The following is a 25,797-nucleotide window of genomic DNA, read 5'->3' as shown; positions in this document are numbered from 1 at the left end:
GCCCCACGCCGCCCATGGCGGAAAGCCGCCCGCCGTGGTCTACTTCAACCAGATCGAAACCGACCAGCAGGCGCAGAGAGTAGCTTAAATCATCCCGGAAACTGTCCAAGGGATCGGGAGTAGCTCAAAGCGCGCGAGAACGGAATAAGGACAGAACGTGAAAGTAGAAAACGCATTATAAAACACTTCCCCACTAGCACACGATATTGCGGCGTGATAAATGGGCCAAGGCCTTGCTATGTATTAAAAAAGCAGGCAGATGCGGGTGTGGCGAAACTGGTAGACGCACCAGATTTAGGTTCTGGCGCCTTTGGCGTGGGGGTTCGAGTCCCTTCACCCGCACCATATTGAAATTATTGATCATTCTCAGATTTCCCCTCTATCTGGTCCCGCGACCCCGGTGAAGTTTCGCAATTTGTTTCGCACTTTCACGATTTGTCGCTGTTCGTTCCCGCTTCTGCTGCGCGGCGTTGTTGCAGAACTCTGGCCGCGAAGAATTCACATCACGAATCCAGTCGGTTAGACGGGCGGCATGAGCAAGCCCGAGCCCGCCCGCTACCGCACAACGAACTGGTCCGCCTATCGAGCCATTGATGCGCCATTGGTCCGAGCACAATGGCGAGGGCCGCCCTGCGCAATCGGGGGTCGTTGCTGATCTGGCTGGATATGGAGATGGCCTGGCACCCGCCGCATGAAGGCTGCCCTGGGCGCCCGCCGGTCTTCTCAGACGCGGCGATCCAGTTTTGCTTGTCGATTAAGGTGTTGTTTAAGTTGCCGCTGCGGCAGAGTGAGCCAGTGAGGCGCCATTGGTCCGAGCCCACTGGCGAACGGGATGGTGGCGAGCCTGCTACGCTTGGCGGGGCTCGACTGGCCTGTTCCGGACTACTCCACGCTGTGTCGCAGGCAAAAGACCCTGACGGTTCAGATCCCGTATCGCCGAGCCGGCGGACCGCTGAACCTGCTGGTGGACATCGAGCCGGTGAAGCGCCACCGGTTCGAGCGAACCGGCGAGGGGGCATCAAGTTCCTTGGCGACGGGGAATGGCAGGCCCGGAAGCATGGTGTTCAGGGACGGCGCCAATGGCGCAAGGTCCATCTGGCCATGGACACCGCCACATCCGACATCCGCGCGGTCGAGTTCACGCCCAGTCGAGAAGGCGATAGCCCTGTCCTGCCGGACCTCCTTGGCCAGATCCCGGACGACGAAGCCATCGGCACCGTTACCACAGACGGGGCCTACGATACCCGCCGCTGCCACGGCGCCATCATCGCACGGGGTGGCACGGCCATCATCCCGATCCGCAAGAATGGCAGACCGTGAAAGGAGGACTGCCCGGCTGCTCGGGCCCGCAACGAAACCTTGCGCGCAACGCGTCACTACGGCCGGGCGCTCTGGAAACGGTGGACGGGAGACCACGTCCGCAGCCGCGCCGAGGCCAAGATGCGCTGCCTAAAGTCCTTCGGTGAGCGCATCGCCGCGAGAGCCCCCGATCGCCAGACCGCCGAAATCCAGATCCGCATCCTTCGCAGGCTCTCTCGGACCGGTGGCGTTCGCCTGCTCAGTCATGAACCGCTTCAACGCCCTCGGAACCGCCGAGATCGTCCGCGTCGCATGACGTCAGCGTCAGTGGGGTATGGGGCAGTCACGCCTCAGGCGCGAGTTCTGCAACAACGCCGAGCAGATCCTTCAGCGCGGTGTTGTCGAGCATCGCTTCGGCAAGCAGACGCTTCAGCTTGCCGTTGTTCGCCCGCTCTCTCGGACCAGTGGCGTTCACGGGCTCACTCTTCGAGGGCCTTCAGACGCTTTGCCTCCGACGGCTCCATGCCGCCGAACTTCGCCTTCCAGGCATAGAACGTGGCGCTACTGATCCCGTGCCTGCGGCAGACCTCTGCAGTCGTTGCCCCGTCGACATACATGTCGACCCTGCTCTCGCAGGATCGCGATGATCTGCTCTTCGGTGAACTTCGATCTCTTCATGTCCGGTCCTCTCATTGGGACGGACCCTAGCATCAGATGGACGAGCTATCGGGGGTCACAGCACTTCCATCCAAGGATGTGTCCATCGCTGCGCCAGAGCCATGGGCCAGACGGATCGTGGTTCTCCCCGTTTCGTCTCCGTTCAGCAGGAAATCCATCGTGCCGTCAGCGAAATCAGGCTGCGGCGCCTGTGCGCTCGGCCTCTTCGACGGCCAGTGCGGCCATCTTCAGGGCTGCCTCACGGCTGCTGGCAACCGCGATGAACCGTCCGTTGTGACAGAACTTTGCACCTTTGACGCCGCTGGCTTCTTCCAAGGCCGCATCGGTCAGGCCAGCCCATGCGGCGGGCAGATCGGCACGTTGCTCAAAGCTGTCACCGCTGATGCGAATACCGCCGATGGACCAGTCAGTGTCACGGGGGGTCACCACGAACAGCAGGTGGTCCGCGCCAGTCGCCTCAATGGCCGAGCGGAAGGGCATGCCCATGGGCAATTCCAGAATGCGCGCGCTGCCCGCATCCTGGATCGCCTTGGTGACAATCGCTTCGGCACGCCGCTTGGCGGCTTTCTTGGTGATCGACGCCTCGACAAACGCCCGCGCGATCGGCAGCGCCGCCGCGAAGGCTTCATCGTCCGCGTCAGAGCTACGATTGTCGAAGACGGGCTTCAGGCTTTCCAACAGGACCGAGAGGGTCAAAGGCGTCAGCGGACCTGCGACCGAAGGGTTCATCGCGCCGTTGTCCATCAGGTCGATGGGCAGGACAAAGCTCTGCTCAAAGCTGGCGTGGATGTCTTCCAGATCGGCCTCGGGGATCTCCAAAGCGCGGAGGTAATCAAGGCCGTAATGCTTCCAGATCAGACCGAGGGAACTGTAGGGCTGTTCGTCCTCACGCACGGGATTGGGGCGCTGGTGGTGGTCAAAGATGCCCGCCTCGGCGTCGTAATCGCGCCCCACATCATAGATGATCTTGCCCTCACCGGGGGTGATCCACGCGGCGTCACGGGTGCGCACCACCTCGGCCTGCGGGAACAGGCGGGTCAGGATGACCGAGGAGAGAAGTTCGTCCGCGTGAAACCCGCCGTTGTGGGTCACGAGGTGGGTAATGATCATGATGAGCACTCTGGCAGGTCTGGAAAGACAACGGGCGACCGGTTGGGTCGCCCTGAGGAAGTCGGCTTCGGGAGGATTTCTGCGGCGCGGCGACGAGCACCAACATGTTGCGCGCCGCATTCACCAAGATCCAAGTCCGGGGCCCCGCGAAATCCTTGCTCCGATTTCGAGACAACCTTGCCCCGATCTACACCCTCAGTGGGTCCAGTTCGCGCGGCGATCGGACGCGAAATTCTCGCCATAGCCGCGGGCGCGGATGTTGGCGGTGCGCTTGTGCGGTTCGGTCACGGCATAGTCGATGCCGTTCTCCTTGGCATAGGCCTCGGCAGCCTCGCGCGTCTCGAACTTCAGGCGCACCTGCGACTGCGTGTCGTCGGAGCTCGTCCAGCCCATCAGCGGGTCGATCTCCCGCGCATCGGCGGGCTCGAAATCGAGGTACCAGACCTTGGTCTTGGCCTGACCGGATTGCATGGCATTGCGGGCCGGCTGATAGATACGCGCGCGCATGGTCTTCCCCTTCTCGGAACTCGCCTTTTTCTAGTCGATCCACGCGAAAGCGCAAGCCTTGACCGCCATCGCGCCCAGCGGCGTGACACAGACAGCCGCACTGCCGGCCGGGTCGCGGGAACGAAGCGTCAAAGGGACTGCCCGGCCGGCAGGCAGACGCGCCCGCGCGAACAATCTGCGAACCTGCGCCGGGAAAAGCAACAGATTTCCGCTCCAGCCATCTGATTTCATTTCTAAAATTGTCATCTCTGAGGCCCTGCCACCTGCCCTGCACCAGCAAGGCCTTGAAAGAGAACGAAAAGAGATCAAGTATGACGGGATTGCCGCGCCCGCGCGAGGAGCCTGCCCATGCCGCACAACAATACCAACCAGCCCAGCGAACGCTTCGACGTGCTGACCCGCCCGAAGCTGGAGGGCGGGCGGCGCTTCGTCATGCACAGCGAATTCGCGCCAGCCGGCGACCAGCCGACCGCCATCGCCGAGCTTTCGGCGGGTGTCGAGGCAGGGGACCATGACCAGGTTCTGCTGGGCGCCACCGGCACCGGCAAGACCTTCACCATGGCGAAGGTGATCGAACAGACGCAGCGCCCGGCGATCATCCTTGCGCCGAACAAGACGCTCGCCGCGCAATTGTATGGCGAATTCAAGGGGTTCTTCCCCGAGAACTCGGTCGAGTATTTCGTGTCCTACTACGATTACTACCAGCCCGAGGCCTATGTCGCGCGCACCGACACCTATATCGAGAAGGAATCGATGATCAACGAGCAGATCGACCGGATGCGCCACGCGGCGACCCGGGCGCTGCTCGAACGCGACGACGTGATCATCGTCGCCTCGGTCAGCTGCATCTACGGCATCGGCTCGGTCGAAACCTATTCGGCGATGACCCAGGACATGGCGGTGGGGCAGCTCTATGATCAGCGCAAGTTCCTGGCAGAGCTGATCGCGCAGCAATACAAGCGCCTCGACGCCGCCTTCCAGCGCGGCGCCTTCCGGGTCAAGGGCGACACCATCGACCTGTGGCCGGCGCACCTCGAAGATCGCGCCTGGCGCTTCAGCTTCTTCGGGGAAGAGCTTGAGGGCATTACGGAATTCGACCCCCTGACCGGGCAGAAGACGGATAGTTTCAAGCAGATCCGGATCTATGCCAACAGCCACTACGTGACGCCGCGCCCGACGCTGCAACAGGCAACGAAGCAGATCCGGGTGGAGCTTGCGCAGCGGCTGAAGCAGTTCCAGGACGAGGGAAAACTCCTCGAGGCACAGCGGCTCGAACAGCGCACGAATTTCGATCTCGAGATGCTCGAGGCGACGGGGATGTGCGCCGGCATCGAGAACTATTCGCGCTATCTGACCGGCCGCGGCCCGGGCGAGCCGCCGCCGACGCTGTTCGAGTTCATCCCCGACAACGCGCTGGTCTTCGCCGACGAATCCCACGTCACCGTGCCGCAGATCGGCGGCATGTACCGAGGCGACTACCGGCGCAAGTTCACCCTGGCCGAGCACGGCTTCCGCCTGCCGTCGTGCATGGACAACCGCCCGCTGAAGTTCGAGGAGTGGGACGCGATGCGGCCGCAGTCGGTCTTCGTCTCGGCCACCCCGGCGAAATGGGAGATGGAACAGGCCGGCGGCGTCTTCGCCGAGCAGGTGATCCGCCCCACGGGCCTTCTCGACCCCGAGATCGAGATCCGCCCGGTCGAGACCCAGGTCGACGACCTGCTCGACGAGATCCGCATCGTCGCGGCGAAGGGGCTGCGGGTGCTGTGCACCACGCTGACCAAGCGCATGGCCGAGGATCTGACCGAATACCTGCACGAACAGGGGATCCGGGTGCGCTACATGCACTCCGACATCGACACGATCGAGCGCATCGAGATCCTGCGCGACCTGCGGCTTGGCGCCTTCGACGTGCTGATCGGCATTAACCTGCTGCGCGAGGGGCTCGACATCCCGGAATGCGGGCTCGTCGCGATCCTCGACGCCGACAAGGAAGGCTTCCTGCGCTCGGAGACCTCGCTGATCCAGACCATCGGCCGCGCCGCGCGCAACGCCGACGGCCGGGTCATCATGTATGCCGACAAGATCACCGGCTCGATGGAACGCGCCATCGGCGAGACCAACCGGCGGCGGGCGAAGCAGACGGCCTATAACCTCGAACACGGGATCACGCCGCAGACGGTGAAGAAAAACGTCGAGGACGTGCTCGCCGGCCTCTATCAGGGCGACACCGACATGGCGCGGGTCACGGCGAAGATCGACGCCCCGAAGGTCGGCGCGAATCTCGAGGCGCATCTGGCCGATCTGCGGTCGCGGATGCGCAAGGCGGCCGAGAACCTCGAATTCGAGGAGGCGGCGCGGCTGCGCGACGAGGTGAAGCGGCTCGAGGCGGTGGAACTGACCATCGCCGACGATCCGCTGGCGCGCCAGGAGGCGGTCGACGAGGCCGTCGAGGCGGCGGTGAAGGTGCGCGGCCGCTCGACCGCCGGGCGGCCGGGCCAGCGCGGTGGGGTCAAGCGGCCGAAGAAGCGCTGAGGGGATCAGCTGCGCGCGAAGAGCACGTCGAGCAGCGCCTCGACCTCGTCATGGGCGGGGCCGCGGCGCACCGCCTCGACCACGCCAAGCCCCTGCCCCAGCGTCTCGGCATAGACCACGCGATGCGCCAGCACCGGCGCGATCAGCTCGCCCTCCAGCTGCTCGGCAGCGGTGCGCACCTCGGCATCCAGACGCGTGCCGCGCTTCACCCGGTTCAGCACCAGCTTCGGCAGCTTGCCCTCGCGCCGGGCCAGGTCGAGCACGCCCTCGGTCGCCCACAAATCGACAAGGCTCGCCGAGATCGGCACCAGCACCATGTCCGCCTCGCGCAGCGCCGGGCGCAGATCGCTGTCAACCTTCGGCGGGGTGTCGATGATCACCACGTCGACCAGCTTCTTCAGCTTCTCGACCTCGTAGCTCACCCCCCAGGCAGAGGAGGTGGAAAACTCGAGCCCGGCCTCGCCCAGCGTCTCGCGCCGGGTCATGAACCAGCGGCCGAGCGAACCCTGCGGGTCAGTGTCGAGCAGCGCGACGCTTGCGCCCCGCTTCAGCAGCGCCACCGCGAGGTTCACCGCGAGCGTGGTCTTGCCGGCGCCCCCCTTCTGTTGCGCGACCGTGATTACCGTGCCTGCCATTCTTCCCCCCGCCTCGCATCCGTGACTTGCCGCACCGCAGCACAAACCCGGACGTCGCGCAAGGCAGGCGGCACCGGTGGCGCGGAGAATACGGGGTTTTCGCTCGGCGCGGTGTCAGAAAACGGCGCCGACCTCGTACATCACCGGCTCGAAGCTGCGGCACAGCGTGGCGATGTGGCGGTTGCGCGTGATCATCTCGGGGGTGCGCAGCATCGCCTGATAGTCGCCGCGCTTTTCCCATTTCGAGTAATTCGCGATCCGCGTCTGCGCGTCGTTCATGTGCAGCCCTGCCCCAAGAAAACCGGGCTGATGGCGGATGCAGTTCTCATAGGCATCCTCGAGCGCAGCCATCAGCTCGGCCGCGGTGGCGGGGGTCATCTCGAACGTGCAGATCACCGTCTGCCCGTCAAAATCCGTCGTGATTTCGGTCATGTGTCGGTCCTCCCTCGGCCATCCTGCCACGGCTGCGACAAAAAATCACGCACGCTGCCGTGCCGGATGACGACGTGACGGCAGGCGGCACCGGAAGATGACAGTCGCGCAACAGATTTGTTGCAACGCGCCCGGAATCGGGCAAGTCTTGCCCCGCTGGTCAAAACTTGACGGCCCGAAGGCGCACGTGTCGCGTGACTGTCACAGAAGGCGCCTAGGTGCATGCTGCAGCCCATCCCGGGCCCAGGCTTCCGACAACGGGGAGAAACCGAATGACGATGAAACCGATGCACTGGCTTGCCGGCGCCGCCGCGCTGCTCGCCACCACCGCGCTCGTCCACGCCGAAGACATGACCGCGCTCGAGGCGGCGGCGAAGGCCGAAGGCATGCTGACCACGATCGCGCTGCCGCATGACTGGTGCGGCTATGGCGCGGTGATCGACGGCTTCAAGGCCAAGTATCCCGACATCAAGGTGAACGAGCTGAACCCCGACGCGGGCTCGGCCGACGAGCTCGAGGCGATCCGCGCCAACAAGGGCAACACCGGCCCGCAGGCCCCCGACGTGATCGACGTCGGTCTGAGCTTCGGCCCGCAGGCCAAGGAAGAAGGGCTGCTCCAGCCCTACAAGGTCTCGGGCTGGGACGAGATCCCGGACAACATCAAGGACGCCGACGGCTACTGGTATGGCGACTATTACGGCGTGATGTCGTTCATGGTGAACAAGGACCTCGTCGACACCGTCCCGACCGACTGGGCCGATCTCGCGAAGCCCGAATATGCCGGCCAGGTGGCGCTGGCAGGTGACCCGCGCGCCTCGAACCAGGCGATTCTCGCAGTGCTCGCCTCGGGCCTGTCCGAGGGCGGCAAGGCCGGCAAGGACGCCGGCGAGAAGGGCCTCGGCTTCTTCAAAAAGCTGAACGACGCGAAGAACTTCGTTCCGGTGATCGGCAAGGCCGGCACCCTCGCGCAGGGCGCGACGCCGATCGTGGTGACCTGGGACTACAACGCGCTGGCCGCGCGTGACACGCTGGCCGGCAACCCGCCGGTCGAAGTCGTGGTGCCGGCTTCGGGCGTGCTCGCCGGTGTCTACGTGCAGGCGATCTCGGCCCATGCGCCGCATCCGAACGCGGCGAAGCTGTGGATGGAATACATCTACTCGGACGAGGGCCAGAACCTCTGGCTGAAGGGCTATTGCCACCCGGCGCGCTTCAACGCGATGGCCGCCGCCGGCAAGGTTCCGCAGGAACTGATCGACGCCCTGCCGCCGGCCGAAGCCTATGCCAAGGCCTATTTCCCCTCGCTCGACGAGCAGGCCGCGAACAAGGAAGCGGTCGTCGCCGGCTGGGACAAGGTCGTCGGCGCGAACGTCCAGTAAACCGGGGCCTCTCGCCCCTCGTGCCGCCCCCGTTATCGGGGGCGGCCTTTGCCTTTCCGAACGGACGGACCCGTGAGCGACACCCCTCCCCCCGTGCGCCGGCGCCTGCCGCTGACCTGGCTCGGCCTGCTGCCTTTCGTGCTGTTCGTCGCGCTGTTCCTGATCGCGCCGACGATGAAGATCGTGCTGGGCGCCTTCCAGCGCGCCGACGGCAGCTTCACCTTCGAGAACATCGCCGGGCTGTTCACCGACTCGATCCTCTCGAGCTACTGGATCTCGATCAAGATCTCGGTCGCCTCGGCGGCGCTTGGCTGTCTGGTGGGCTTCCTGATGGCGGCGGCGATGGTGCTCGGCGGTCTGCCGCGGGCGATCCGCTCGCCGCTGCTGACCTTCTCGGGCGTCGCCTCGAACTTCGCCGGCGTGCCGCTCGCCTTCGCCTTCCTCGCCACGCTCGGGCCGCTGGGCCTGGTGACGCTGGCGCTGAAGACGCATCTGGGCATCAACCTTCGGGTCTATGGCTTCAACATCCTCAGCTTCTGGGGCCTGACCATCACCTATCTGTTCTTCCAGATTCCGCTGATGATCCTGATCATCACCCCCGCGCTTGACGGGCTCAAGCGCGAGTGGCGCGAGGCGGCGCAATGCCTCGGCGCCTCGGGCGCGCAATACTGGCGCATGGTGGCGCTGCCGATCCTCTTCCCCTCGATCCTCGGCACCTTCGCGCTTCTCTTCGCCAATGCCTTCGGCGCGGTGGCGACGGCGATCGCGCTGACCGGCTCGAGCCTGAACATCGTGCCGATCATGCTGTTTGCGCAGATCCGCGGCGACGTGCTCGGCAACCCGCATCTGGGCTATGCCATGGCCTTCGGCATGATCCTGATCACCGGCGTGGCGAACGTGCTCTATATCGTGCTGCGCATGCGTTCCGAGAGGTGGCTGAAATGAAACGTGCTGCCGCCTGGGCGATCCTGCTTCTCGGGATGGCCTATTTCATCCTGCCGCTTCTCGGCATGGTCGAATTCTCGCTGTCGATGAAGCGCGGGGTCTACAGCCTCGAGGCCTATCGCGTCGTGCTCGCCGATCCGCGCTTCCGCGAGACCTTCACCTTCTCGGTGGTGATGGCACTGCTGACCATCGTCGTCGGCATGGCGATCGTCGTGCCCACCGCCTTCTGGGTGCGGCTGAAGATGCCGGGGCTGCGGCCCTATGTCGAGTTCGTCACCCTGCTGCCGCTCGTCATTCCGGCGATCGTCATCGTCTTCGGCTATATCCGGCTTTACAACACCTCGAGCGCGCTGCCGCTGACCGGCACGATCTTCGGCACCAACCTGCTGCTGGTCTTCGGCTATGTCACCCTGTCGCTGCCCTACATGTATCGCGCCGTCGATACCGGGCTGCGCACCATCGACGTCGCCACCCTGACCGAGGCGGCGCAGTCGCTCGGCGCGGGCTGGGCCACGATCCTGGCCCGGGTGATCCTGCCCAACGTGCTCGTCTCCGTCCTCTCGGGCGCCTTCGTGACCTTCGCCATCGTGATGGGCGAGTTCACCATGGCCGCCCTGCTCAACCGGCCGGCCTTCGGCCCCTATCTGCAGCTGATGGGCGCCAACCGCGCCTACGAGCCCTTCGCGCTGGCGACCATCGCCTTCGTCATCACCTGGGCCTGCATGGGGCTGATCCAGCTCGTCACCCGATTCTCGAAACACGACAAGGCTGCGCGATGACCTTCCTCTCCCTCTCTCACCTCGAAAAGAGCTTCGGGCCGACGCGCGTGGTGAAGGACTTCAACCTCTCCGTCGAACAGGGCGAGTTCATCTCGCTGCTGGGCCCCTCGGGCTGCGGCAAGACCACGGTGCTGCGCATGGTCGCAGGCTTCGAGACGCCGACCTCGGGCGCGATCGCGATCGACGGCGCCGACATGGTGCGGCTGCGCCCGAACGCGCGCAACATCGGCATGGTGTTCCAGGCCTATGCGCTGTTTCCGAACCTGACCGTGGCGCAGAACGTGGGCTTCGGCCTGAAGGTGAAGGGCACGCCGGCGAAGGAAATCGCCGGGCGGGTCGAGGAGATGCTCGACCTGATCGGCCTGCCCGATCTGGGCGGGCGCTATCCGTTCCAGCTCTCGGGCGGGCAACAGCAGCGCGTGGCGCTTGCCCGCGCGCTGGCGCCGCGGCCGCGGGTGCTCTTGCTCGACGAGCCGCTCTCGGCGCTGGATGCGAAGATCCGGGTGTCGCTGCGCAACGAGATCCGCGCGATCCAGCGCCGGCTCGGCATCACCACGATCTTCGTGACGCACGATCAGGAAGAGGCGCTGTCGATGTCGGACCGGATCGTCGTCATGCATCAGGGCGTGGCCGATCAGGTCGGCACGCCGTTCGAGATCTACAACACCCCCGCCACCCGCTTCGTCGCGGGCTTCGTCGGCACGCTGAACACGATCGAGGCCGAGGTGAAGGATGGCGCGACCGGGCGCGTGGCGCTGGCCGGCACCGAGGTGGTGCTGCACCGCCCGATGACCGGGGATCGCGTCACGCTGGGGCTGCGCCCCGAGGCGGTGCGCCTGGGTCAGGGGTCGTGCGAGCTGGGTCTGTCGGGCAAGATCACCGAGGTCGATTTCCTCGGCTCGGTGATCCGTCTGCGTGCCGATCTCGGCGGCCAGAGCCTGGCCTTCGACACGTTCAACGCCGCCCATTCGGTGCCGCCGCGGGTCGGCGAAACCGTGGTTCTGGGGCTGAATGCCGCGGATCTGATGGTGATCGGCGCCTGAAGGCGGCGTCAGAAGAGAGGGGGCGCTGCCCCCCTCGGCCCTTCGGGCCTCACCCCCCGGGATATTTGGGGCAATTGGAAGCCAGGAGCCGGCGACACCGGACAGGCAGGCCTGTCTTGGCGGACACACTTCGCGATGTATGGGGGAGAGAGGCGCGAGGCGGGCCACCGGGGGGGCCAAGTCTTTGCGCGAAGGGTCCCCGGCTGTCGTCGGGGAACCGGATTTCACTGGATCGCCGGGCCCCTATGCGGGGCCCGAAGCCGGGGATCAGGCCAGAGCCAGATCGCGCGCCGACTGACGGCCGTCACGGCCGGTCTCGATCTCGAAGGTCACCTTCTGGCCATCGGCCAGGTGCGGGATGCCGGCGCGTTCAACGGCCGAGATGTGCACGAAGATGTCCTTGTCGCCGCTTTCCGGCTGGATGAAGCCGAAACCCTTGGTGGCGTTGAACCATTTCACGGTGCCCTTGGCCATCGTGAGATCTCCTTTAATGTTTGCTGCCCACGGAATTGCGACAGCCCGGCTTGGTCAGATCGAAAAGCAGACTGAAGCCGATGAAGGAGACAGGTGCGGTCGGAACAACGTAGCGATGAAGAACATAAGGCATGATTTTCATGTTGCAAGGGATTTCTTCGCAACTTCCGCGATGCCGCCGCAGATTTCCGGCCTGCCGCCAAAACAGGCAGGGCTCCTGTCATTCGCGCAAAGCGCCGCCCCGCGAGATTGTAACGGACGGTCAAAATCCATCCGCCGTTGACAGCCGCGCGGGCCCGGGCCGAGCCTTGCCCGCAACACAAGAAAAACCAGACCACGACAGGGGATGTGAATGACCGGCAGGCCCATGAGGCGGCAGAGGCGCTGATGCCCGCCGCGCTGATATTCTATGTGCATCTGATCGATGGGCTGACCCGCAGGCTCGGCCGGGTCGCGATGTACATGCTCTATGCGATGATGGCGATCCTTCTGTGGTCGTCCTTCACCAAGATCCTGCACATCCCGGCGATCTGGACGCTCGAGATGGCACAGTTCACCCTCGTCGCCTATTACATGCTGGGCGCGCCTTGGGCACTGCAGACCGATGCCAATGTGCGCATGGACCTGCTCTATTCCCGCTTCTCGACGAAGGGACAGGCGGTCTGGGACGTGTTCACCGTCTTCTGCCTGATGTTCTATCTGGGCGTGATGCTCTGGGGCGCCCTCGACTCGACCGTCTATTCCTTCGAGGTCGGCGAGCGCAACCCGACCGCCTGGCGCCCGGTGCTCTGGCCGATCAAGGTCATCATCAGCCTGTCCTTCGCGCTGATGCTGCTGCAGGCGGTGTCGATCCTGATCCGCGACGTGGCCACCCTGCGCGGGGAGAAGATCTGATGGATCACAACACCATCGCGATCCTGATGTTCTCGACGATGCTCCTGATGATGATCACCGGGCAAAGGGTGTTCGGCGCGATCGGCTTCGTCGCCGTCATCGCGGCGCTGGCGCTGTGGGGGCCGGGCGGCACCGACATGGGCTTTTCCGCGGTGATGAAGCTGATGAAATGGACGCCGCTGCTGACGCTGCCGATGTTCGTCTTCATGGGCTATGTGATGAGCGAGAGCCGGCTTGCCGAAGACCTCTACCGGATGTTCCACGTCTGGTTCGGCCCCCTGCCCGGCGGGCTTGCGATCGGGACGATCCTGCTGATGGTGATGATCTCGGTGATGAACGGGCTGTCGGTCGCGGGCATGGCGATCGGCGCCACCATCGCCCTGCCCGAGCTCGTGCGGCGCGGCTATGATCGGCTGATGATCTCGGGGGTGATTCAGGCGGGCTCGAGCCTCGGCATCCTGATCCCGCCCTCGGTGGTGCTGGTGCTGTTCTCGCTGATCGCACGGCAGCCGGTGTCGAACCTGTGGCTCGCGGGCGCGGTGCCCGGGATGCTAATGGCGGCGCTGTTCGTCCTTTACATTGTTATCCGCTGCAAGCTGAACCCCGCCCTCGCCCCGCCGATGCCGGCCGAGGAGCGTGCGCGCGTCTCCTGGCCCGAGCGGTTCCGGCTGTTGCGCGCGGGGCTCTTGCCGGTCTTCATCTTCGTCGCGATGATGGTGCCGTTCCTCAATGGCTGGGCAAGCCTGACCGAGGCTTCGGTGATCGGCGCGCTCGCCTCGGTGGCCGCCGCACTGGTCAAGGGCCGCTTCACCCGGGCGGTGTTCGAGACCGCGACGCGGCAGACGCTGATGATCACCGTGATGTTCATGATGATCATCACCGCGGCGCTCTCTTTCGGGGCGGTCTTCGACGGGCTGGGCGCGGGCCGCGCGATCAACAACTTCTTCCTGAACAGCCTCGGCCTTGCGCCCTGGCAGGTGCTGGTGCTGATGCAGGCGAGCTTTCTGGTGATGGGGATGTTCCTCGACGACACCGCGATGCTGGTGATCGTGGCGCCGGTCTATGTGAGCCTTGCGAAAAGTCTGGGCTTCGATCTGGTCTGGTATGGCGTGCTCTACACCATCACCTGCCAGATCGCCTATCTGACGCCGCCCTTCGGCTACAACCTGTTCCTGATGAAGGCGATGGCGCCGCCCGAGTTCACCTTGCCGGTGATCTATCGCTCGGTCTTTCCCTTCGTCCTGGTGATGGTGGCCACGCTGGTGCTGGTGATGGTCTTCCCCGACCTCGCCCTGTGGCTGCCGCGCGAGGTGCTGGGCCGCTGAGCCCTTCAATCCCAACGACAATCGCAACGACCCCGGAACGGGGCTTTCGACCAACAAGGAGAGACAGATGACGACGACCAGACGGAAATTCCTGACGACCGGCGCCGCGGGCGCGGCGGCGGCGGGGCTGGCCGCGCCCGCGGTGGCGCAGACGACGCCGATCAAGTGGCGGCTGCAGACCTATGCCGGCCCGGCGCTGGCCGAGGAGGTGGTGAAGCCCGCGATCGAGGCCTTCAACACCATCGCCAATGGCCAGATGGAGATCGAGCTTTACACCTCGGACCAGCTGGTGCCGACCGCCGAGCTGTTCCGCGCGATGCAGAACGGCACGATCGACGCGGTGCAGTCCGACGACGATTCGATGGCCTCGCCCACCGAGGTCACCGTCTTCGGCGGCTATTTCCCCTTCGCGCTGCGCTATTCGCTCGACGTGCCGGCGCTGTTCAACTCTTGGGGGCTGAAGGAGATCTGGGAAGAGGAATATGCCAAGGTCGGCATCAAGCACATCTCGGCCGGCTCGTGGGATCCGTGCAACTTCAACATGAAGGAGCCGATCAACAGCCTCGCAGACCTGAACGGCAAGCGCGTCTTCACCTTCCCGACCGCGGGCCGGTTCCTCGCGCAGTTCGGCGTGGTGCCGGTCACCCTGCCCTGGGAGGATGTCGAGGTCGCGCTGCAAACGGGCGAGCTCGACGGCCTCGCCTGGTCGGGCATCACCGAGGATTACACCTCGGGCTGGTCGAAGGTTGCGCCCTATTTCCTGACGAACAATATCTCGGGCGCCTGGATCGGCCATTTCTTCGCCAACATGGACCGCTGGAACGAGGTGCCCGACCACCTCAAGCAGCTGATGCAGACCTGTTTCGACCAATCGCATTACCATCGGCAATGGTGGTACTGGGCCGGCGAGGCGAAGCTGCGCGTCGAGGGGGCGGACATGAAGCTGACCTCGATCCCGGCCGAGGATTACGCCAAGATGGAAGCGGCCGCGCACACGTTCTGGGACGAGATCGCCGCCGAAAGCCCGCTGAAGGCAAAGGTCGTCGAGATCATCAAGAAATACAACGAGACCATGGTCAAGGCCGGCCAGCCCTACCGCTACGGCTGAGCCCCGGGGACGGGTCCGCAGGCGGGCCCGTCCCGACGGCGCCGGGCGGCGGCGACAGCCGCCCCCTCCCCTCGTTGCCCGCCCGGTTTCCCGCCCGGCCCCTGCCGACAGAGTACGGCAGGCGGAAGCCGCGCCCCGGCGCACCGGCGCCGATAGCGAAAACGTGACAGTCGGATGACGTCGTATCCGCCCCCCTGCCGCGTTATGACCGCGTCGCCACGATGCGGAGCCCATGATGCCGCCAGACCACTTCCCCGGTTTCGATAACCGCCTGACGTTCGGGACCGGGCACAGCCATTACGCCCTCGAGATCGGCGGCAAGCGGATCCTCTATGCCTATATCCGCAAGAATGGCTGCAGCGCCTTCAAGACCGCGATGGGACTTGCTTCCGATGTCTCGATCGGGGCGGCGCGTCGGCTGCGCGCCGGCCCCTTCGGCCGCTATGACGCGCGAATCTTCGTCTGGCGCGACCCCGAGGAGCGGCTGGTCAGCCTCTATCGTAACAAGATCCTCGACCGCAAAAACGCCGAGGACCTGATCCGCCGTTACCGCGAGGTGATGCAGGAGGAGCCCTCGAGCTTCGAGCGCTTCGCGCTGTTCGCGACAACCGGCGCCGACCCGCACCTGATCGCGCAGCGCCACCATCTGCGGCCGATCCGCTACACCCACGCGATCGAGCTCGGCGCGCTGCACGCCACGATGTGCAGCCTTGTCGGGCCCGAGGCCGCCGCACCGTTCCGGGTGCCGGTCAACCCCTCGCGCAAGGCGCCGGTCGAGGTCACCCCCTATGCCCGCGCCCTCCTCCACCGCATCTACGCCTGCGATTTCCAGATGATCGAGACGATCCTCGCGCAGCAAAGCCGGCTGTCCGCACCCCGGGGCTGATACCGACAGAGAATCGCCCGATTTCCCGCGTCCGATCATCGCCTTGCCGCAAGGTGATGCAGCCGCGCCAGAGACGGCAGGGTTTTGCCACCGGCCGAGGCTTTCCTCTCGCCCCCGTAAGAAAAGCCGGTATAACTGGCGCAAAGACGGCGGAGGGAAGCGTGACGGTCTCGAGCATTCAGCGCAAACGCAGACGCAGGGCAAAGGTTGCGGGGGCACTTGGCGCCTTCTCCGTTGCGGCCGGCATTGCCGCTCCGGCGGGCCACGCCGAACCGCTGATCGGGCAGAGCCGCAACACCTTCGGCATGCCCGGCCTGATCGACATGCCCTCGGCCGAGGTGCGCCCCGATGGCGAGCTTGGCCTGTCGCTGATGGGGCTGACCGACGGCACCATGCGCAACACGCTGACCTTCCAGATCGCGCCGCGCCTGACCGGCGCCTTCCGCTATTCGAAGGTGCCCGGGCTGATGCCGAAAGACGACGGCACGGGCCGCTATGAAGCACTCTACGACCGCTCCTTCGACCTGCGTTTCCAGTTCCTCGACGAAGGCAAGTGGGGCTGGACTCCGGCGATGGCGATCGGGTTGCAGGACTTCATCGGCACTGGCGTCTATTCCTCGGAATACATCGTTGCGACGAAAAGCTTCGGGCCGAAGCTGCGGGTCAGCGGCGGCCTCGGCTGGGGCCGGCTCGGCTCCTTCGGCTCGATCGGCTCGACCGGCACCCGCCCCGGGTATGACGTCACCAGCACCGGCGGCAAGTTCAACTCGGGCTCCTGGTTCAAGGGCGATTTCGCGCCGTTCTTCGGCATCTCCTATGCCGCGACCGACCGGCTGACGCTGAAGGCCGAATATTCCTCGGACGCCTATGCCAAGGAAGCCCAGCTCGACGGGTTCGAGCGCAACAGCTCGATCAACTTCGCCGCCGACTATCAGGTGAGCGAGTTCTTCGGCGTGCAGCTCTACTACATGTACGGCGAGAAGGTCGGCTTCCAGTTCGTGCGCAACATCGACCCGCACGAACCGCCCTTCCCTTCGGGTATCGAAAAGGCGCCGCTGCCGGTGCGGCCGCGCCCTGCCCCCGCCGCCGATCCCGAGGGCTGGTCGGGCTCCTGGGCCGCCGACCCCGAGGTGCATCCGGGCATCCAGAAGGCCCTTGCGGCAAGCCTTGCCAAGGATGGGCAGATCCTCGAATCGATGTCGCTCAGCGCAACCCGGGCCGAGCTGCGGGTGCGCAACGAGACCTATGGCGCCGAACCGCAGGCGATCGGCCATGTCGCGCGGATGGCGACGCGCGCCCTGCCGCCCTCGGTCGAGACGATCGTGGTGACGCCGGTGCAGAAGGGCATGGCGCTGTCCTCGGTCACCTTCCGCCGCTCGGATCTCGAGCGGATGGAGAACACCAATTCCTATGACATGCTGCCGCAGGTCGCGATCACCGCGGCGCCGCAGGACGCGCCGGGGCTCGTGCGCAGCGATGCCGTCTATCCGCGGTTCCAGTGGGCGCTGACGCCCTATGCCGAGGCCTCGATCTTCGACCCCGACAACCCGTTCCGCCTCGACGTCGGCGCCGAGCTTTCGGCGCGCTATGAGATGGCGCCGGGGCTCGTGCTGTCGGGCACGGTGCGGCAGAAGGTCGTGGGCAACCTCGACGACAGCACGCGGGTGTCGAACTCGGTGGTGCAGCACGTGCGCTCCGATCTCGCCGAATACCAGAAGAACGGCGATCTCGCGATCCAGCGCCTGACGCTGGCGAAATACGGCCATCTGAGCGAGAACCTCTATACGCGCGTCAGTGCCGGCTATCTCGAGCGGATGTATGCGGGCGTCTCGGGCGAAGTGCTCTGGGCGCCGGTCGACAGCCGCCTCGCCCTCGGGATCGAGGCGAACTGGGCCAAGCAGCGCGACTTCGACCAGCATTTCGGCCTGCAGGACTATTCCACCGTTACCGGCCATGTCTCGGCCTATTACGACATCGGCAAGGGCTATACCGCCGAGCTCGACGTCGGTCGCTACCTGGCCAAGGACTGGGGCGCGACGATCGCCATCGACCGCGAATTCGAGAACGGCTGGAGCGTGGGCGCCTTCGCGACCTTCACCGACATGTCCTCGGATGATTTCGGCGAAGGCTCGTTTGACAAGGGCATCCGCCTGACGATCCCGGTCGCCTGGACCACCGGCCGGCCCTCGGTCAACAAGCTGAAGACCACGATCCGCCCGCTGATGCGCGACGGCGGCGCTCGGCTCGACATCGACGGCCGGCTTTACGAGACCGTGCGCACGGCACATACCGGCGACCTTTACGACAGCTGGGGGAGATTCTGGCGATGACGGGCCTTCGGAGCCGGGCGCTCGCCCTGGCCGCAGTGATCGGTCTGGGCGGGCTCGCCGCCTGCGGGTCGGACACCAACCAGACCGAGAACAGCCGCATGGCCGGCGAGTCGATCAAGCAGATCTTCTCCACCTTCAAGCGCGACAAGACCGCGGCGCCCCCCGTCGATGCCGAGGCGATGGCGCGCTCGTCACTCGAGCTGAACAAGGGCCCGCTGATCCTTCTGTCGCAGGAGACGCCGAAGAACGTCTCGATCCTCGGGATGATCGGCGAAAACGGCACGATGCGCACCTATGCCACACCGACGATGCAGGCGGTGATCCTGCGCGGCGGGATGCTGGCCGGCACGCGCGGGCTCGGCTTCGACATGATGTCGGCCGAGGTCGAGCAGACCGGACGGCTGATCCGCGCCCGCACCCCGGGCACCGGCAAGAAGGTGATCCGCTATCTCGACGGGCTCGGACTCGAACGGCCGATCCCGCTTGACTGCACGGTCAGCGTCGGCGCCGACACGAGCTATCCCTTCGCCGGGCAGACCTGGTCGGGCCGGCAGGTGGTCGAGCATTGCGAGGGGCTGGGGATGACGATGGATGACACCTTCATCGTTTCGGCCGCGGGCCAGATCGTCGCCTCGCGGCAGTGGATCTCGCCGCAGCTCGGCTATATCACGATCCAGACCGTGCGGCCCTGAGCGCTGCACCATTCCCCGAAACGACAAGGGCGCGCCCATGGCGCGCCTTTTGCATGTGGGGCCCTGCCCCCGTCGCGCCGCACCTCTTGCGGGGCGCAAAAATGAACAGGGCCGGAAAGCGATGCTTTCCGGCCCCTTTCGAGATCCCGAAGGATCGTCGAAATTAGTTCGACGACGCGGCGACCGCGATGCCGACGAGCAGCAGCGCCGGGATCAGGATGCCGGCGTTCGACGACGACGACTGTTTCACGACGACCGGTTCGGCCTCGACGACCGGAGCGGTATAGCCGCCGGCGAAAGCGGTCGAAGCCGACAGGCCGAGGGCCAGGGCGATGGTAGCGAGCTTTTTCATAGTAATCTCCGTCATTACTTTTGACAGCCGCCTTGTTTGGCAGCATCGGGGCGAGATTTGCACAGGCAGTGTGACTTGCAAAGAGAGAATTTCGCTCGGGGATGCGCAGTGGGGCCGAACTGTTGCACTTTGGCACGAGTTTCCCCTGCCGTAGTCCTCTGCACCAGGCACACTCGCGTGATCCCCCGGATCTCCTGCGGAAATCCGCGTGATTCCGGGTGTTTGTCCGCCCCCCGGACGCAAGCGATACGACTCAGCTGCGGCGGCGGGCAAGCAGCGAAACGGCGAAGAGCACCGCCGCCGCGGCGACGATCGATGGCCCGGCCGGCGCGTCCCAGCGCAGCGAGGCGGCAAGTCCGGCCAAAACCGAGAGGCTGCCGACTGCCGTCGCGCCGAATGCCATCACCTCGGGCCCGCGCGCGAGCTGCCGCGCCGCGGCCGCAGGCAGGATCAGCAGCGCCGAAATCAGCAATGCGCCGACGATCTTGATCGCCACCGCGACGGTCAGAGCGAGGGCCAGCGTCAGCACCAGCTGTTCGGCGCGCGGGTTCAACCCCGAGGCCTGGGCCAGCTCCTCGTTCACCGTCGCGGTCAGCAACCCCTGCCAGCGCCAGGCAAGCAGCAGCGCGACGAGCGCCGAGCCCGCCCAGATGATGCCGACATCGGCCCGGCTCACCGCGAGGATGTCGCCGAAGAGATAGGCGCTCAGATCGACGCGCAGCCCCGAAATGAAGGAGGCGGCGACAAGGCCGAAGGCAAGCGCGGCATGGGCCAGCACACCGAGCAGCGTGTCCAGCGCATGGCCGCGCCCCGACAGGATCGCCACCGTCACCGCCATGGCGAGCGCCACCGCGAGCGTGCCGACATAGATCGACAGGCCGAAGCCGAAGCTGAGCGCGACGCCGAGGATCGCGGCATGGGCCGTCGCGTCGCCGAAATAGGCCATGCGCCGCCACACCACGAAAGAGCCGAGCGGCCCGGTGGCAAAGGTCAGGCCGATGCCGGCAAGCCCGGCGCGCATCAGGAAATCGTCAAGCATGATCGTGCTCATGGCTGTGGGGATGGGCGCAATGCGGCGCGCTCGGATCGTGGCCGTGGCCCTCGTCCGCCTCGTGGTCGTGATCGTGGACGTGGCGATAGAGCGCGAAGGCTCCGCCGGTGCCGAGCCCGAACAGCGCGCGATATTCCGGCGCCTCGGAGACCACGCGCGGGGTGCCGGCGCAGCAGACATGGCCATTGAGGCAGATGACGCGGTCCGAGGCCGACATCACCACATGCAGATCGTGGCTGACCATCAGCACGGCGCTGCCGGTCTCGCCGCGCACCTCCTCGATCAGCTTGTAGAAGGCCGCGGTGCCGGGCTGGTCGAGGCCCTGCGTCGGCTCGTCAAGGATCAGGATGTCGGGGCGCGCCAGCAGCGCGCGCGCCAGCAGCACACGCTGGAACTGCCCGCCCGACAGCCGCGCGATCTGCCGCCCGCCAAGCCCCGGCACGCCGGTGCGCAGCAGTGCCGCCTCGGCCGAGGCGTCGTCGACCCGCCGCGGCAGCGACAGGAAGCGGCGCACCGTCATCGGCAGGCTCGGGTCGATGTGCAGCTTCTGCGGCACATAGCCGATCACCAGATCCTCGCGCCGGGTGACTGTGCCACTTGCCATCGGCTCGAGCCCGATCAGCGCACGGATGAGCGTCGACTTGCCCGAGCCGTTCGGCCCGACCACGGTGACGATCTCGCCGGGCGCGATGGTGAAATCGACTTGCGACAGCACCTCGGCGTCGCCATGGCGGACGCTGAGCCCCGAGGCGGTGATGAGCGGGATCATGGCGTTTCCTTCGCGGCGCAGACGGGGCACAGGCCGAGCGCCTCGATATTCGCGCGCTCGATGGTGAAGCCAAGCGCCGCCGCGGCCTCGTCGAGGGCCGCGCGCACCGGCGCACCGGGCGCCTCGGCGACGCTGTCGCATTCGCGGCAGATCAGGAACACCGGCGCATGTGCCTCGCCCGGGTGCATGCAGGCGGCAAAGGCGTTGAGCCGCCGCACCCGGTGTGCGAGCCCGTTCTCGACCAGGAACTCGAGCGCGCGATAGGCGACGGGCGGCTGGTTGCCGAAGCCCTCGGCCGCGAGCCGGTCGAGCATCTCATAGGCGCCCATGGCGCGGTGCGACTCGAGCAAGATCTCGAGCGTGCGGCGCCGCACCGGGGTCAGCCGCGCCCCGCGCCGCGCCGCCTCGGCCTCGGCGCGGGCGAGCGTCTCGCCCATGCAAGCGCTGTGATCATGCGTCGCAAATGCTGCGGCGGTCTCGGACTCCGGCTCGGAAGACATGTTACCTTATCACATTTCTCTTGACGCGTTACGATATAACATAAATAACCGAGGCCCCGATCACAAGAGATGAAGAGGTCCCCATGCGCTCTCCCCTGTTGCTTGCCGCCCTGCTGGGGGGCACCGCCCTGCCCGGCCTTGCCCTGGCCGAGGTGCCGAAGGTAGTGACCGACCTGCCCGCGGTGCAGTCGCTTGCGCTGCAGGTGATGGGCGATCTGGGCCCGGTCGACGTGCTGCTCGAACAGGGCGCGAATGCGCACAGCTACCAGATGAAGCCGTCGCAGGCGCGCGCGCTTGAACGAGCGGATCTGGTGCTCTGGGTCGGGGCCGAGATGACCCCCTGGCTCGACCGCGCCATCACCTCGGTCGCGCCCGATGCCCATGTGCTGTCGCTGCTCCATGCCGAGGGCACGCACCGGCAGGACTTCGCCGCGGCCCACGACCACGAAGACGCGCATGGCGCGGACGAACATGCGGCGGATGCGCATAACCACGCCGCTGAGGGCGCGGATACGCATGGCGACGAGGATGAGGACGGCCACGTCCACGCCGGGCTCGACCCCCACGCCTGGCTCGACCCGGCGAATGCCGAGCTCTGGCTTGGCCTGATCGCGGACGAGTTCAGCCGCCTCGACCCCGAGCATGCCGCGACCTATGCCGCCAACGCCGAGGCCGCGAAGGCGAAGATCGCCGCGCTCGACGCGACTCTGACGGCAGAGCTCGCCCCGGTGAAGGATCGTCCCTTCGTCGTCTTTCACGCCGCCTATGGCTATTTCGCCGATCATTACGGGCTGAAGGTCGCGGGCGCGATCGCACTGGGCGATGCGACCGATCCCGGCGCCGCGCATCTGGCCGAGCTGCGCGCCGAGCTGACCGCCGACGGCGTCGTCTGCGCCTTCCCCGAGGCCCAGCACGACACCCGTCCGGCCGAGCGGCTGATCGAGGGCACGGGCGTCCGGCTCGGCGGCGCGCTCGACCCCTCGGGCAGCACGCTGACCTATGGCGCGGACCTCTACGAGCGGCTGATGCAGGGGCTGGCCGGCACGATCTCGGGCTGCCTCGCATCCTGACCCGCGACAGGACGACCGGGCGCAGGGCAGAGGGCGACAAGCCGGCAAAGCCCTGCTAGAACCGGGGGCGAAGGAGACCGCGAATGCCTGCCACCCCGCCCCCGGATCTTGCCCGCCTCTTTGCCGAAGCGGCGCCCCGCTTTGGCCTCAGCCGCCCCGCCGGCGCCTGCTTCGCCGCGATCTGGCGCGCCGCACAGGCGCCCTCGGCCGAGGATCTGGTGACGATCCTCGGTCTGTCGCGTTCCAATGTCTCGGTGGCGCTGAAGGAGCTGCGCGAGCGCGGCCTGATCCAGACGGCGCGCAGCTTCGGCTCGCGCAAGGATTACTTCGTCGCCGATCCGGACCCATGGGCGCTGCTGCGGGCGCTGCTGATCGAGCGCCAGCGCCGCGACCTTGCCCCGCTCGCCGAACGCCTGGCCTCGCTGGCAGAAGGCGCCGACGACCCGCGGCTCGCGCCGCTCGCGCAGATGGTGCAGACGGCGGACGACTGGTTCGCGCGCCTGACCCGCCACGACGCGGCAGAGCTTGCCCAGCTGATGCAGGCGGGCGAGCTGCCGAAGAAGAAGAAAAAGAAGAACCGCGACTGAGCGCCCGGAAGGCGCGGTGCGGTGACGGGCGGGGGTGCCCCCGCCCGGGACCTGTCAGCCCTGCATCTCGACGCCGAGGTGCCGCGCGACGGTGAAGATGTCCTTGTCGCCACGTCCCGAGAGATTGACCACGATGATGTGGTCCTTCGGCAGCGTCGGCGCGATCTTCTTCACATGGGCAAGCGCATGGCTCGGCTCCAGCGCCGGGATGATGCCTTCGGTCCGGCACAGCATCTGGAAGGCGTCGAGCGCCTCCATGTCGGTCACCGAGACATAGTCCGCGCGGCCGATGTCATGCAGCCAGGCGTGCTCCGGCCCGATCCCCGGATAGTCGAGCCCGGCCGAGATCGAATGCCCCTCGAGGATCTGCCCGTCCTCGTCCTGCAGCAGATAGGTGCGGTTGCCGTGCAGCACGCCCGGACGCCCGCCGGTGAGCGAGGCGCAATGCTCCATCCGGTCGTCGACGCCATGGCCGCCGGCCTCGACGCCGATGATCCGCACCGACTTGTCGTCGAGGAAAGGATAGAACAGCCCCATCGCGTTCGAGCCACCGCCGATCGCCGCGATCACCGTGTCGGGCAGACGGCCCTCGCCTTCGAGCTCCTCGAGCTGCCAGCGGGTTTCCTTGCCGATGATCGACTGGAAATCGCGCACCATCGCCGGATAGGGATGCGGGCCCGCCACCGTGCCGATGCAATAGAAGGTGTCGCGCACGTTGGTCACCCAATCGCGCAGCGCGTCGTTCATCGCATCCTTCAGCGTGCCGCGGCCCGAGGTCACCGGGTGCACCTCGGCGCCCAGAAGCCGCATGCGGAACACGTTCGGCGCCTGCCGCTCGACATCGGTCGCGCCCATGTAGACGACGCATTTCAGCCCGAACTTGGCACAGACCGTCGCGGTCGCCACGCCATGCTGGCCGGCGCCGGTCTCGGCGATGATCCGGGTCTTGCCCATCCGCCGCGCCAGCAGGATCTGGCCAAGCACGTTGTTGATCTTGTGCGCGCCGGTGTGGTTCAGCTCCTCGCGCTTGAGATAGATCTTCGCGCCGCCCAGCTCCTCGGTCAGGCGTTCGGCGAAATAGAGCGGCGAGGGCCGGCCGACGTAGTATTTCCACAGATAGTCCATCTCGGCCCAGAATTCCGGGTCGGTCTTGGCGTGTTCGTATTGCGCCTCGAGCTCCAGGATCAGCGGCATCAGCGTCTCGGACACGAAGCGCCCGCCATGGATGCCGAAGCGCCCGTTCTCGTCGGGGCCGGTCATGAAGCTGTTGGGAAGGTCCTCGGCCATCGTCTCACCTCGCGCGTTCAGTCGAGCTTGCGTTTATAGCCAAAGTGGCTGCGGGTAAAGCCAAGCCGCTCGTAGAAGGCGTGGGCCCGGCTGCGCGAGACATGGGTGGTCAATTGCATCACCACGGCCCCCGCAGCCCGGGCGCGCGCCTCGGCATCGGCCATCAGCGCGGCGCCGATCCCTTGCCCGCGCAGCCCGGCCGCGACCCGCACCGCCTCGATCTGCGCGCGCCGGGGCGCGGCAAGCGAAAGCCCGGTGAGGATCGAGAGCTGATAGGTGGCAACCACCTGCCCGGCGTCATCCGTGCCGACGATCAGCCGGGTGACGCCCTGCGCGGCCATCTCGCGCCAGAGCGCCAAGGCCCGTTCGGGCGTCATCGGCTTCGGATCGGCATCGCGACGATCGTCGGAGAGCAGCGCCAGAACCGACGCGAGGTCGGCCTCGCCCGCCTCGCGCCAGCAGATCATCCCTGCGCGGCCGCGACGAAGGCGTGGATCAGCGCCGCGTCCTTCTCGCCCGGCAGGCTCTCGACGCCCGAGCTGACATCGACCTGCGTCGCGCCGGTCAGGCGCACCGCCTCGGCGACGTTCTCGGGGGTCAGGCCACCGGCCAGCATCCACGGCCGTTTCCAGCTGCGCCCGGCGATCAGCTGCCAGTCGAAGGGCAGCCCGTTGCCGCCCGGCAGCGCCGCGCCCGCAGGCGCCTTGGCATCGACGAGGATCTGGTCCGCCACCGCCTCGTAGGCCTCGAGATGCGGCAGGTCCTCGGCGGTCGAGACCCCCACCGCCTTCATCACCGGCAGCCCGGCGCGCGCGCGCACCTCGGCCACCCGCTCGGGGCTCTCATGGCCATGCAGCTGCACCAGATCGAGCGGCACCAGCGCCAGAACCTCGTCAAGGAAGGCATCGCTCGGGTCGACGAACAGCCCGACCTTGGCGACGCCGAAGGGGACCTCGAGCGCAAGGTCGCGCGCCACCTCGGCCGAGACGTTGCGCGGCGATTTCGGGAAGAAGACGAAGCCCACATAGGCCGCGCCCGCCGCCACGGCGTCGGCGACATGGGAGGGCCGGCTGAGCCCGCAGATCTTCACCCGCGTGCCGCCCGGACGGCCCCGATTGACTGCGATCGTCACCATC

25 protein-coding genes, 1 tRNA gene and 2 pseudogenes are annotated in these 25,797 nt (G+C 66.4%); 15 read left to right on the top strand and 13 right to left on the bottom strand.

Going from position 1 to position 25,797, the window contains the following annotated elements:
- The first annotated feature begins 261 nt into the window (after positions 1 to 261).
- Positions 262 to 345 (top strand) — tRNA-Leu (locus EOW65_RS01495).
- 187 nt (positions 346 to 532) lie between these two features.
- Positions 533 to 1,615 (top strand): annotated as a pseudogene (locus EOW65_RS01490) (IS5 family transposase).
- Between the two features lie 57 nt (positions 1,616 to 1,672).
- Here the strand turns inward: EOW65_RS01490 and EOW65_RS01485 are convergent.
- The 3 genes and pseudogenes from EOW65_RS01485 to EOW65_RS01475 form a co-directional block, all read right to left on the bottom strand.
- A pseudogene (locus EOW65_RS01485) lies at positions 1,673 to 1,977 on the bottom strand (transposase); the annotation flags it as partial.
- A gap of 174 nt (positions 1,978 to 2,151) precedes the next feature.
- A complete protein-coding gene (locus tag EOW65_RS01480) occupies positions 2,152 to 3,087 on the bottom strand; it encodes an MYG1 family protein (RefSeq protein WP_128147233.1) in 936 nt (311 codons plus the stop codon).
- A 195-nt stretch (positions 3,088 to 3,282) separates the two neighbouring features.
- Positions 3,283 to 3,594: an ETC complex I subunit gene (locus tag EOW65_RS01475; RefSeq protein WP_128147232.1), complete on the bottom strand. Its 312-nt coding sequence runs from the start codon at positions 3,592 to 3,594 to the stop codon at positions 3,283 to 3,285.
- A gap of 348 nt (positions 3,595 to 3,942) precedes the next feature.
- Here EOW65_RS01475 and uvrB point away from each other — a divergent pair, with 348 nt between their 5' ends.
- Complete coding sequence (gene uvrB, locus EOW65_RS01470; protein ID WP_128147231.1) at positions 3,943 to 6,126, top strand: excinuclease ABC subunit UvrB; 2,184 nt, start codon at positions 3,943 to 3,945, stop codon at positions 6,124 to 6,126.
- A gap of 5 nt (positions 6,127 to 6,131) precedes the next feature.
- On the opposite strand, the gene parA is transcribed toward uvrB, so the two are convergent.
- On the bottom strand, positions 6,132 to 6,761 hold the full coding sequence (gene parA / locus EOW65_RS01465; protein WP_128147230.1) for a ParA family partition ATPase: 630 nt from the start codon (positions 6,759 to 6,761) through the stop codon (positions 6,132 to 6,134).
- Positions 6,762 to 6,875: 114 nt separating this feature from the next.
- The gene (locus EOW65_RS01460) at positions 6,876 to 7,193 is read right to left on the bottom strand and encodes an antibiotic biosynthesis monooxygenase (protein ID WP_113899306.1); all 318 of its coding nucleotides are present in this window, start codon (positions 7,191 to 7,193) and stop codon (positions 6,876 to 6,878) included.
- A 272-nt stretch (positions 7,194 to 7,465) separates the two neighbouring features.
- Between EOW65_RS01460 and EOW65_RS01455 the strand changes: the two genes are divergently transcribed.
- The 4 genes from EOW65_RS01455 (at position 7,466) to EOW65_RS01440 (ending at position 11,336) form a co-directional block, all read left to right on the top strand.
- Complete coding sequence (locus tag EOW65_RS01455; RefSeq protein WP_128147229.1) at positions 7,466 to 8,569, top strand: ABC transporter substrate-binding protein; 1,104 nt, start codon at positions 7,466 to 7,468, stop codon at positions 8,567 to 8,569.
- Positions 8,570 to 8,641: 72 nt separating this feature from the next.
- Positions 8,642 to 9,514, top strand: coding sequence for an ABC transporter permease (locus EOW65_RS01450; protein ID WP_128147228.1), 873 nt, complete (start codon positions 8,642 to 8,644; stop codon positions 9,512 to 9,514).
- Positions 9,511 to 10,293 carry an ABC transporter permease gene (locus EOW65_RS01445; RefSeq protein WP_128147227.1) on the top strand — a complete coding sequence of 261 codons (783 nt, stop codon included), beginning with the start codon at positions 9,511 to 9,513 and terminating at the stop codon, positions 10,291 to 10,293. The genes EOW65_RS01450 and EOW65_RS01445 overlap by 4 nt, the downstream gene beginning before the upstream one ends.
- Positions 10,290 to 11,336 carry an ABC transporter ATP-binding protein gene (locus tag EOW65_RS01440; protein WP_128147226.1) on the top strand — a complete coding sequence of 349 codons (1,047 nt, stop codon included), beginning with the start codon at positions 10,290 to 10,292 and terminating at the stop codon, positions 11,334 to 11,336. Before EOW65_RS01445 ends, EOW65_RS01440 begins: the two co-directional genes overlap by 4 nt.
- 267 nt (positions 11,337 to 11,603) lie before the next feature.
- Here EOW65_RS01440 and EOW65_RS01435 read toward each other — a convergent pair whose 3' ends face one another.
- On the bottom strand, positions 11,604 to 11,810 hold the full coding sequence (locus EOW65_RS01435; protein ID WP_121534728.1) for a cold-shock protein: 207 nt from the start codon (positions 11,808 to 11,810) through the stop codon (positions 11,604 to 11,606).
- Positions 11,811 to 12,197: 387 nt separating this feature from the next.
- On the opposite strand from EOW65_RS01435, the gene EOW65_RS01430 reads away from it, so the two are divergent.
- The 6 genes from EOW65_RS01430 to EOW65_RS01405 all read left to right on the top strand — a co-directional run bounded on the left by EOW65_RS01430 (position 12,198) and on the right by EOW65_RS01405 (position 19,045).
- Entirely contained in the window at positions 12,198 to 12,704 is a 507-nt protein-coding gene (locus EOW65_RS01430; RefSeq protein ID WP_128147253.1) for a TRAP transporter small permease subunit, read from the top strand.
- Complete coding sequence (locus EOW65_RS01425; protein WP_128147225.1) at positions 12,704 to 14,029, top strand: TRAP transporter large permease; 1,326 nt, start codon at positions 12,704 to 12,706, stop codon at positions 14,027 to 14,029. Before EOW65_RS01430 ends, EOW65_RS01425 begins: the two co-directional genes overlap by 1 nt.
- Positions 14,030 to 14,096: 67 nt before the next feature.
- On the top strand, positions 14,097 to 15,137 hold the full coding sequence (locus EOW65_RS01420; RefSeq protein ID WP_128147224.1) for a TRAP transporter substrate-binding protein: 1,041 nt from the start codon (positions 14,097 to 14,099) through the stop codon (positions 15,135 to 15,137).
- 235 nt (positions 15,138 to 15,372) lie between these two features.
- On the top strand, positions 15,373 to 16,023 hold the full coding sequence (locus EOW65_RS01415) for a sulfotransferase family 2 domain-containing protein (protein WP_164879953.1): 651 nt from the start codon (positions 15,373 to 15,375) through the stop codon (positions 16,021 to 16,023).
- Between the two features lie 161 nt (positions 16,024 to 16,184).
- On the top strand, positions 16,185 to 18,353 hold the full coding sequence (locus EOW65_RS01410) for a YjbH domain-containing protein (protein ID WP_240664433.1): 2,169 nt from the start codon (positions 16,185 to 16,187) through the stop codon (positions 18,351 to 18,353).
- The gene (locus tag EOW65_RS01405; RefSeq protein WP_128147221.1) at positions 18,350 to 19,045 is read left to right on the top strand and encodes a YjbF family lipoprotein; all 696 of its coding nucleotides are present in this window, start codon (positions 18,350 to 18,352) and stop codon (positions 19,043 to 19,045) included. The genes EOW65_RS01410 and EOW65_RS01405 overlap by 4 nt, the downstream gene beginning before the upstream one ends.
- A gap of 163 nt (positions 19,046 to 19,208) precedes the next feature.
- Here EOW65_RS01405 and EOW65_RS01400 read toward each other — a convergent pair whose 3' ends face one another.
- The 4 genes from EOW65_RS01400 to EOW65_RS01385 form a co-directional block, all read right to left on the bottom strand.
- Positions 19,209 to 19,397: a hypothetical protein gene (locus tag EOW65_RS01400; RefSeq protein ID WP_164879952.1), complete on the bottom strand. Its 189-nt coding sequence runs from the start codon at positions 19,395 to 19,397 to the stop codon at positions 19,209 to 19,211.
- A 253-nt stretch (positions 19,398 to 19,650) separates the two neighbouring features.
- The gene (locus EOW65_RS01395) at positions 19,651 to 20,436 is read right to left on the bottom strand and encodes a metal ABC transporter permease (RefSeq protein ID WP_128147252.1); all 786 of its coding nucleotides are present in this window, start codon (positions 20,434 to 20,436) and stop codon (positions 19,651 to 19,653) included.
- Entirely contained in the window at positions 20,429 to 21,217 is a 789-nt protein-coding gene (locus EOW65_RS01390) for a metal ABC transporter ATP-binding protein (RefSeq protein ID WP_128147220.1), read from the bottom strand. The genes EOW65_RS01395 and EOW65_RS01390 overlap by 8 nt, the downstream gene beginning before the upstream one ends.
- Positions 21,214 to 21,717: a Fur family transcriptional regulator gene (locus EOW65_RS01385; RefSeq protein WP_128147219.1), complete on the bottom strand. Its 504-nt coding sequence runs from the start codon at positions 21,715 to 21,717 to the stop codon at positions 21,214 to 21,216. The genes EOW65_RS01390 and EOW65_RS01385 overlap by 4 nt, the downstream gene beginning before the upstream one ends.
- 83 nt (positions 21,718 to 21,800) lie before the next feature.
- Here EOW65_RS01385 and EOW65_RS01380 point away from each other — a divergent pair, with 83 nt between their 5' ends.
- Both EOW65_RS01380 and EOW65_RS01375 read left to right on the top strand, forming a co-directional pair.
- The gene (locus tag EOW65_RS01380; RefSeq protein ID WP_128147218.1) at positions 21,801 to 22,787 is read left to right on the top strand and encodes a zinc ABC transporter substrate-binding protein; all 987 of its coding nucleotides are present in this window, start codon (positions 21,801 to 21,803) and stop codon (positions 22,785 to 22,787) included.
- 83 nt (positions 22,788 to 22,870) lie between these two features.
- The gene (locus EOW65_RS01375) at positions 22,871 to 23,374 is read left to right on the top strand and encodes a GbsR/MarR family transcriptional regulator (RefSeq protein WP_128147217.1); all 504 of its coding nucleotides are present in this window, start codon (positions 22,871 to 22,873) and stop codon (positions 23,372 to 23,374) included.
- A 54-nt stretch (positions 23,375 to 23,428) separates the two neighbouring features.
- Here EOW65_RS01375 and trpB read toward each other — a convergent pair whose 3' ends face one another.
- Genes trpB through EOW65_RS01360 form a run of 3 tightly spaced genes read right to left on the bottom strand, consistent with a single transcriptional unit; the run spans position 23,429 to position 25,796 of the window.
- Entirely contained in the window at positions 23,429 to 24,661 is a 1,233-nt protein-coding gene (gene trpB, locus EOW65_RS01370; protein WP_128147216.1) for a tryptophan synthase subunit beta, read from the bottom strand.
- 17 nt (positions 24,662 to 24,678) lie between these two features.
- A complete protein-coding gene (locus EOW65_RS01365) occupies positions 24,679 to 25,128 on the bottom strand; it encodes a GNAT family N-acetyltransferase (RefSeq protein WP_128147215.1) in 450 nt (149 codons plus the stop codon).
- Complete coding sequence (locus tag EOW65_RS01360; RefSeq protein WP_128147214.1) at positions 25,125 to 25,796, bottom strand: phosphoribosylanthranilate isomerase; 672 nt, start codon at positions 25,794 to 25,796, stop codon at positions 25,125 to 25,127. The genes EOW65_RS01365 and EOW65_RS01360 overlap by 4 nt, the downstream gene beginning before the upstream one ends.
- Position 25,797: the final 1 nt, after the last annotated feature.

This window comes from Paenirhodobacter ferrireducens (assembly GCF_004022265.1).
In the GTDB taxonomy this organism is placed as follows: Bacteria; Pseudomonadota; Alphaproteobacteria; order Rhodobacterales; family Rhodobacteraceae; genus Rhodobacter; species Rhodobacter ferrireducens.
This window is presented reverse-complemented; position numbering and strand designations above follow the sequence as displayed.

What these genes read in the sequence shown, in the direction of transcription:
- EOW65_RS01395 (WP_128147252.1), bottom strand. Translation starts at nt 20,436, where the DNA reads ATGCTTGACGATTTCCTGATGCGCGCCGGGCTTGCCGGCATCGGCCTG.
- EOW65_RS01420 (WP_128147224.1), top strand. Translation starts at nt 14,097, where the DNA reads ATGACGACGACCAGACGGAAATTCCTGACGACCGGCGCCGCGGGCGCG.
- EOW65_RS01475 (WP_128147232.1), bottom strand. Translation starts at nt 3,594, where the DNA reads ATGCGCGCGCGTATCTATCAGCCGGCCCGCAATGCCATGCAATCCGGT.
- EOW65_RS01480 (WP_128147233.1), bottom strand. Translation starts at nt 3,087, where the DNA reads ATGATCATTACCCACCTCGTGACCCACAACGGCGGGTTTCACGCGGAC.
- EOW65_RS01425 (WP_128147225.1), top strand. Translation starts at nt 12,704, where the DNA reads ATGGATCACAACACCATCGCGATCCTGATGTTCTCGACGATGCTCCTG.
- EOW65_RS01365 (WP_128147215.1), bottom strand. Translation starts at nt 25,128, where the DNA reads ATGATCTGCTGGCGCGAGGCGGGCGAGGCCGACCTCGCGTCGGTTCTG.
- EOW65_RS01380 (WP_128147218.1), top strand. Translation starts at nt 21,801, where the DNA reads ATGCGCTCTCCCCTGTTGCTTGCCGCCCTGCTGGGGGGCACCGCCCTG.
- EOW65_RS01435 (WP_121534728.1), bottom strand. Translation starts at nt 11,810, where the DNA reads ATGGCCAAGGGCACCGTGAAATGGTTCAACGCCACCAAGGGTTTCGGC.
- uvrB (WP_128147231.1), top strand. Translation starts at nt 3,943, where the DNA reads ATGCCGCACAACAATACCAACCAGCCCAGCGAACGCTTCGACGTGCTG.
- EOW65_RS01400 (WP_164879952.1), bottom strand. Translation starts at nt 19,397, where the DNA reads ATGAAAAAGCTCGCTACCATCGCCCTGGCCCTCGGCCTGTCGGCTTCG.
- EOW65_RS01440 (WP_128147226.1), top strand. Translation starts at nt 10,290, where the DNA reads ATGACCTTCCTCTCCCTCTCTCACCTCGAAAAGAGCTTCGGGCCGACG.
- EOW65_RS01375 (WP_128147217.1), top strand. Translation starts at nt 22,871, where the DNA reads ATGCCTGCCACCCCGCCCCCGGATCTTGCCCGCCTCTTTGCCGAAGCG.
- EOW65_RS01445 (WP_128147227.1), top strand. Translation starts at nt 9,511, where the DNA reads ATGAAACGTGCTGCCGCCTGGGCGATCCTGCTTCTCGGGATGGCCTAT.
- parA (WP_128147230.1), bottom strand. Translation starts at nt 6,761, where the DNA reads ATGGCAGGCACGGTAATCACGGTCGCGCAACAGAAGGGGGGCGCCGGC.
- EOW65_RS01360 (WP_128147214.1), bottom strand. Translation starts at nt 25,796, where the DNA reads ATGGTGACGATCGCAGTCAATCGGGGCCGTCCGGGCGGCACGCGGGTG.
- EOW65_RS01430 (WP_128147253.1), top strand. Translation starts at nt 12,198, where the DNA reads ATGCCCGCCGCGCTGATATTCTATGTGCATCTGATCGATGGGCTGACC.
- EOW65_RS01385 (WP_128147219.1), bottom strand. Translation starts at nt 21,717, where the DNA reads ATGTCTTCCGAGCCGGAGTCCGAGACCGCCGCAGCATTTGCGACGCAT.
- EOW65_RS01460 (WP_113899306.1), bottom strand. Translation starts at nt 7,193, where the DNA reads ATGACCGAAATCACGACGGATTTTGACGGGCAGACGGTGATCTGCACG.
- EOW65_RS01455 (WP_128147229.1), top strand. Translation starts at nt 7,466, where the DNA reads ATGACGATGAAACCGATGCACTGGCTTGCCGGCGCCGCCGCGCTGCTC.
- EOW65_RS01390 (WP_128147220.1), bottom strand. Translation starts at nt 21,217, where the DNA reads ATGATCCCGCTCATCACCGCCTCGGGGCTCAGCGTCCGCCATGGCGAC.
- EOW65_RS01405 (WP_128147221.1), top strand. Translation starts at nt 18,350, where the DNA reads ATGACGGGCCTTCGGAGCCGGGCGCTCGCCCTGGCCGCAGTGATCGGT.
- EOW65_RS01415 (WP_164879953.1), top strand. Translation starts at nt 15,373, where the DNA reads ATGCCGCCAGACCACTTCCCCGGTTTCGATAACCGCCTGACGTTCGGG.
- trpB (WP_128147216.1), bottom strand. Translation starts at nt 24,661, where the DNA reads ATGGCCGAGGACCTTCCCAACAGCTTCATGACCGGCCCCGACGAGAAC.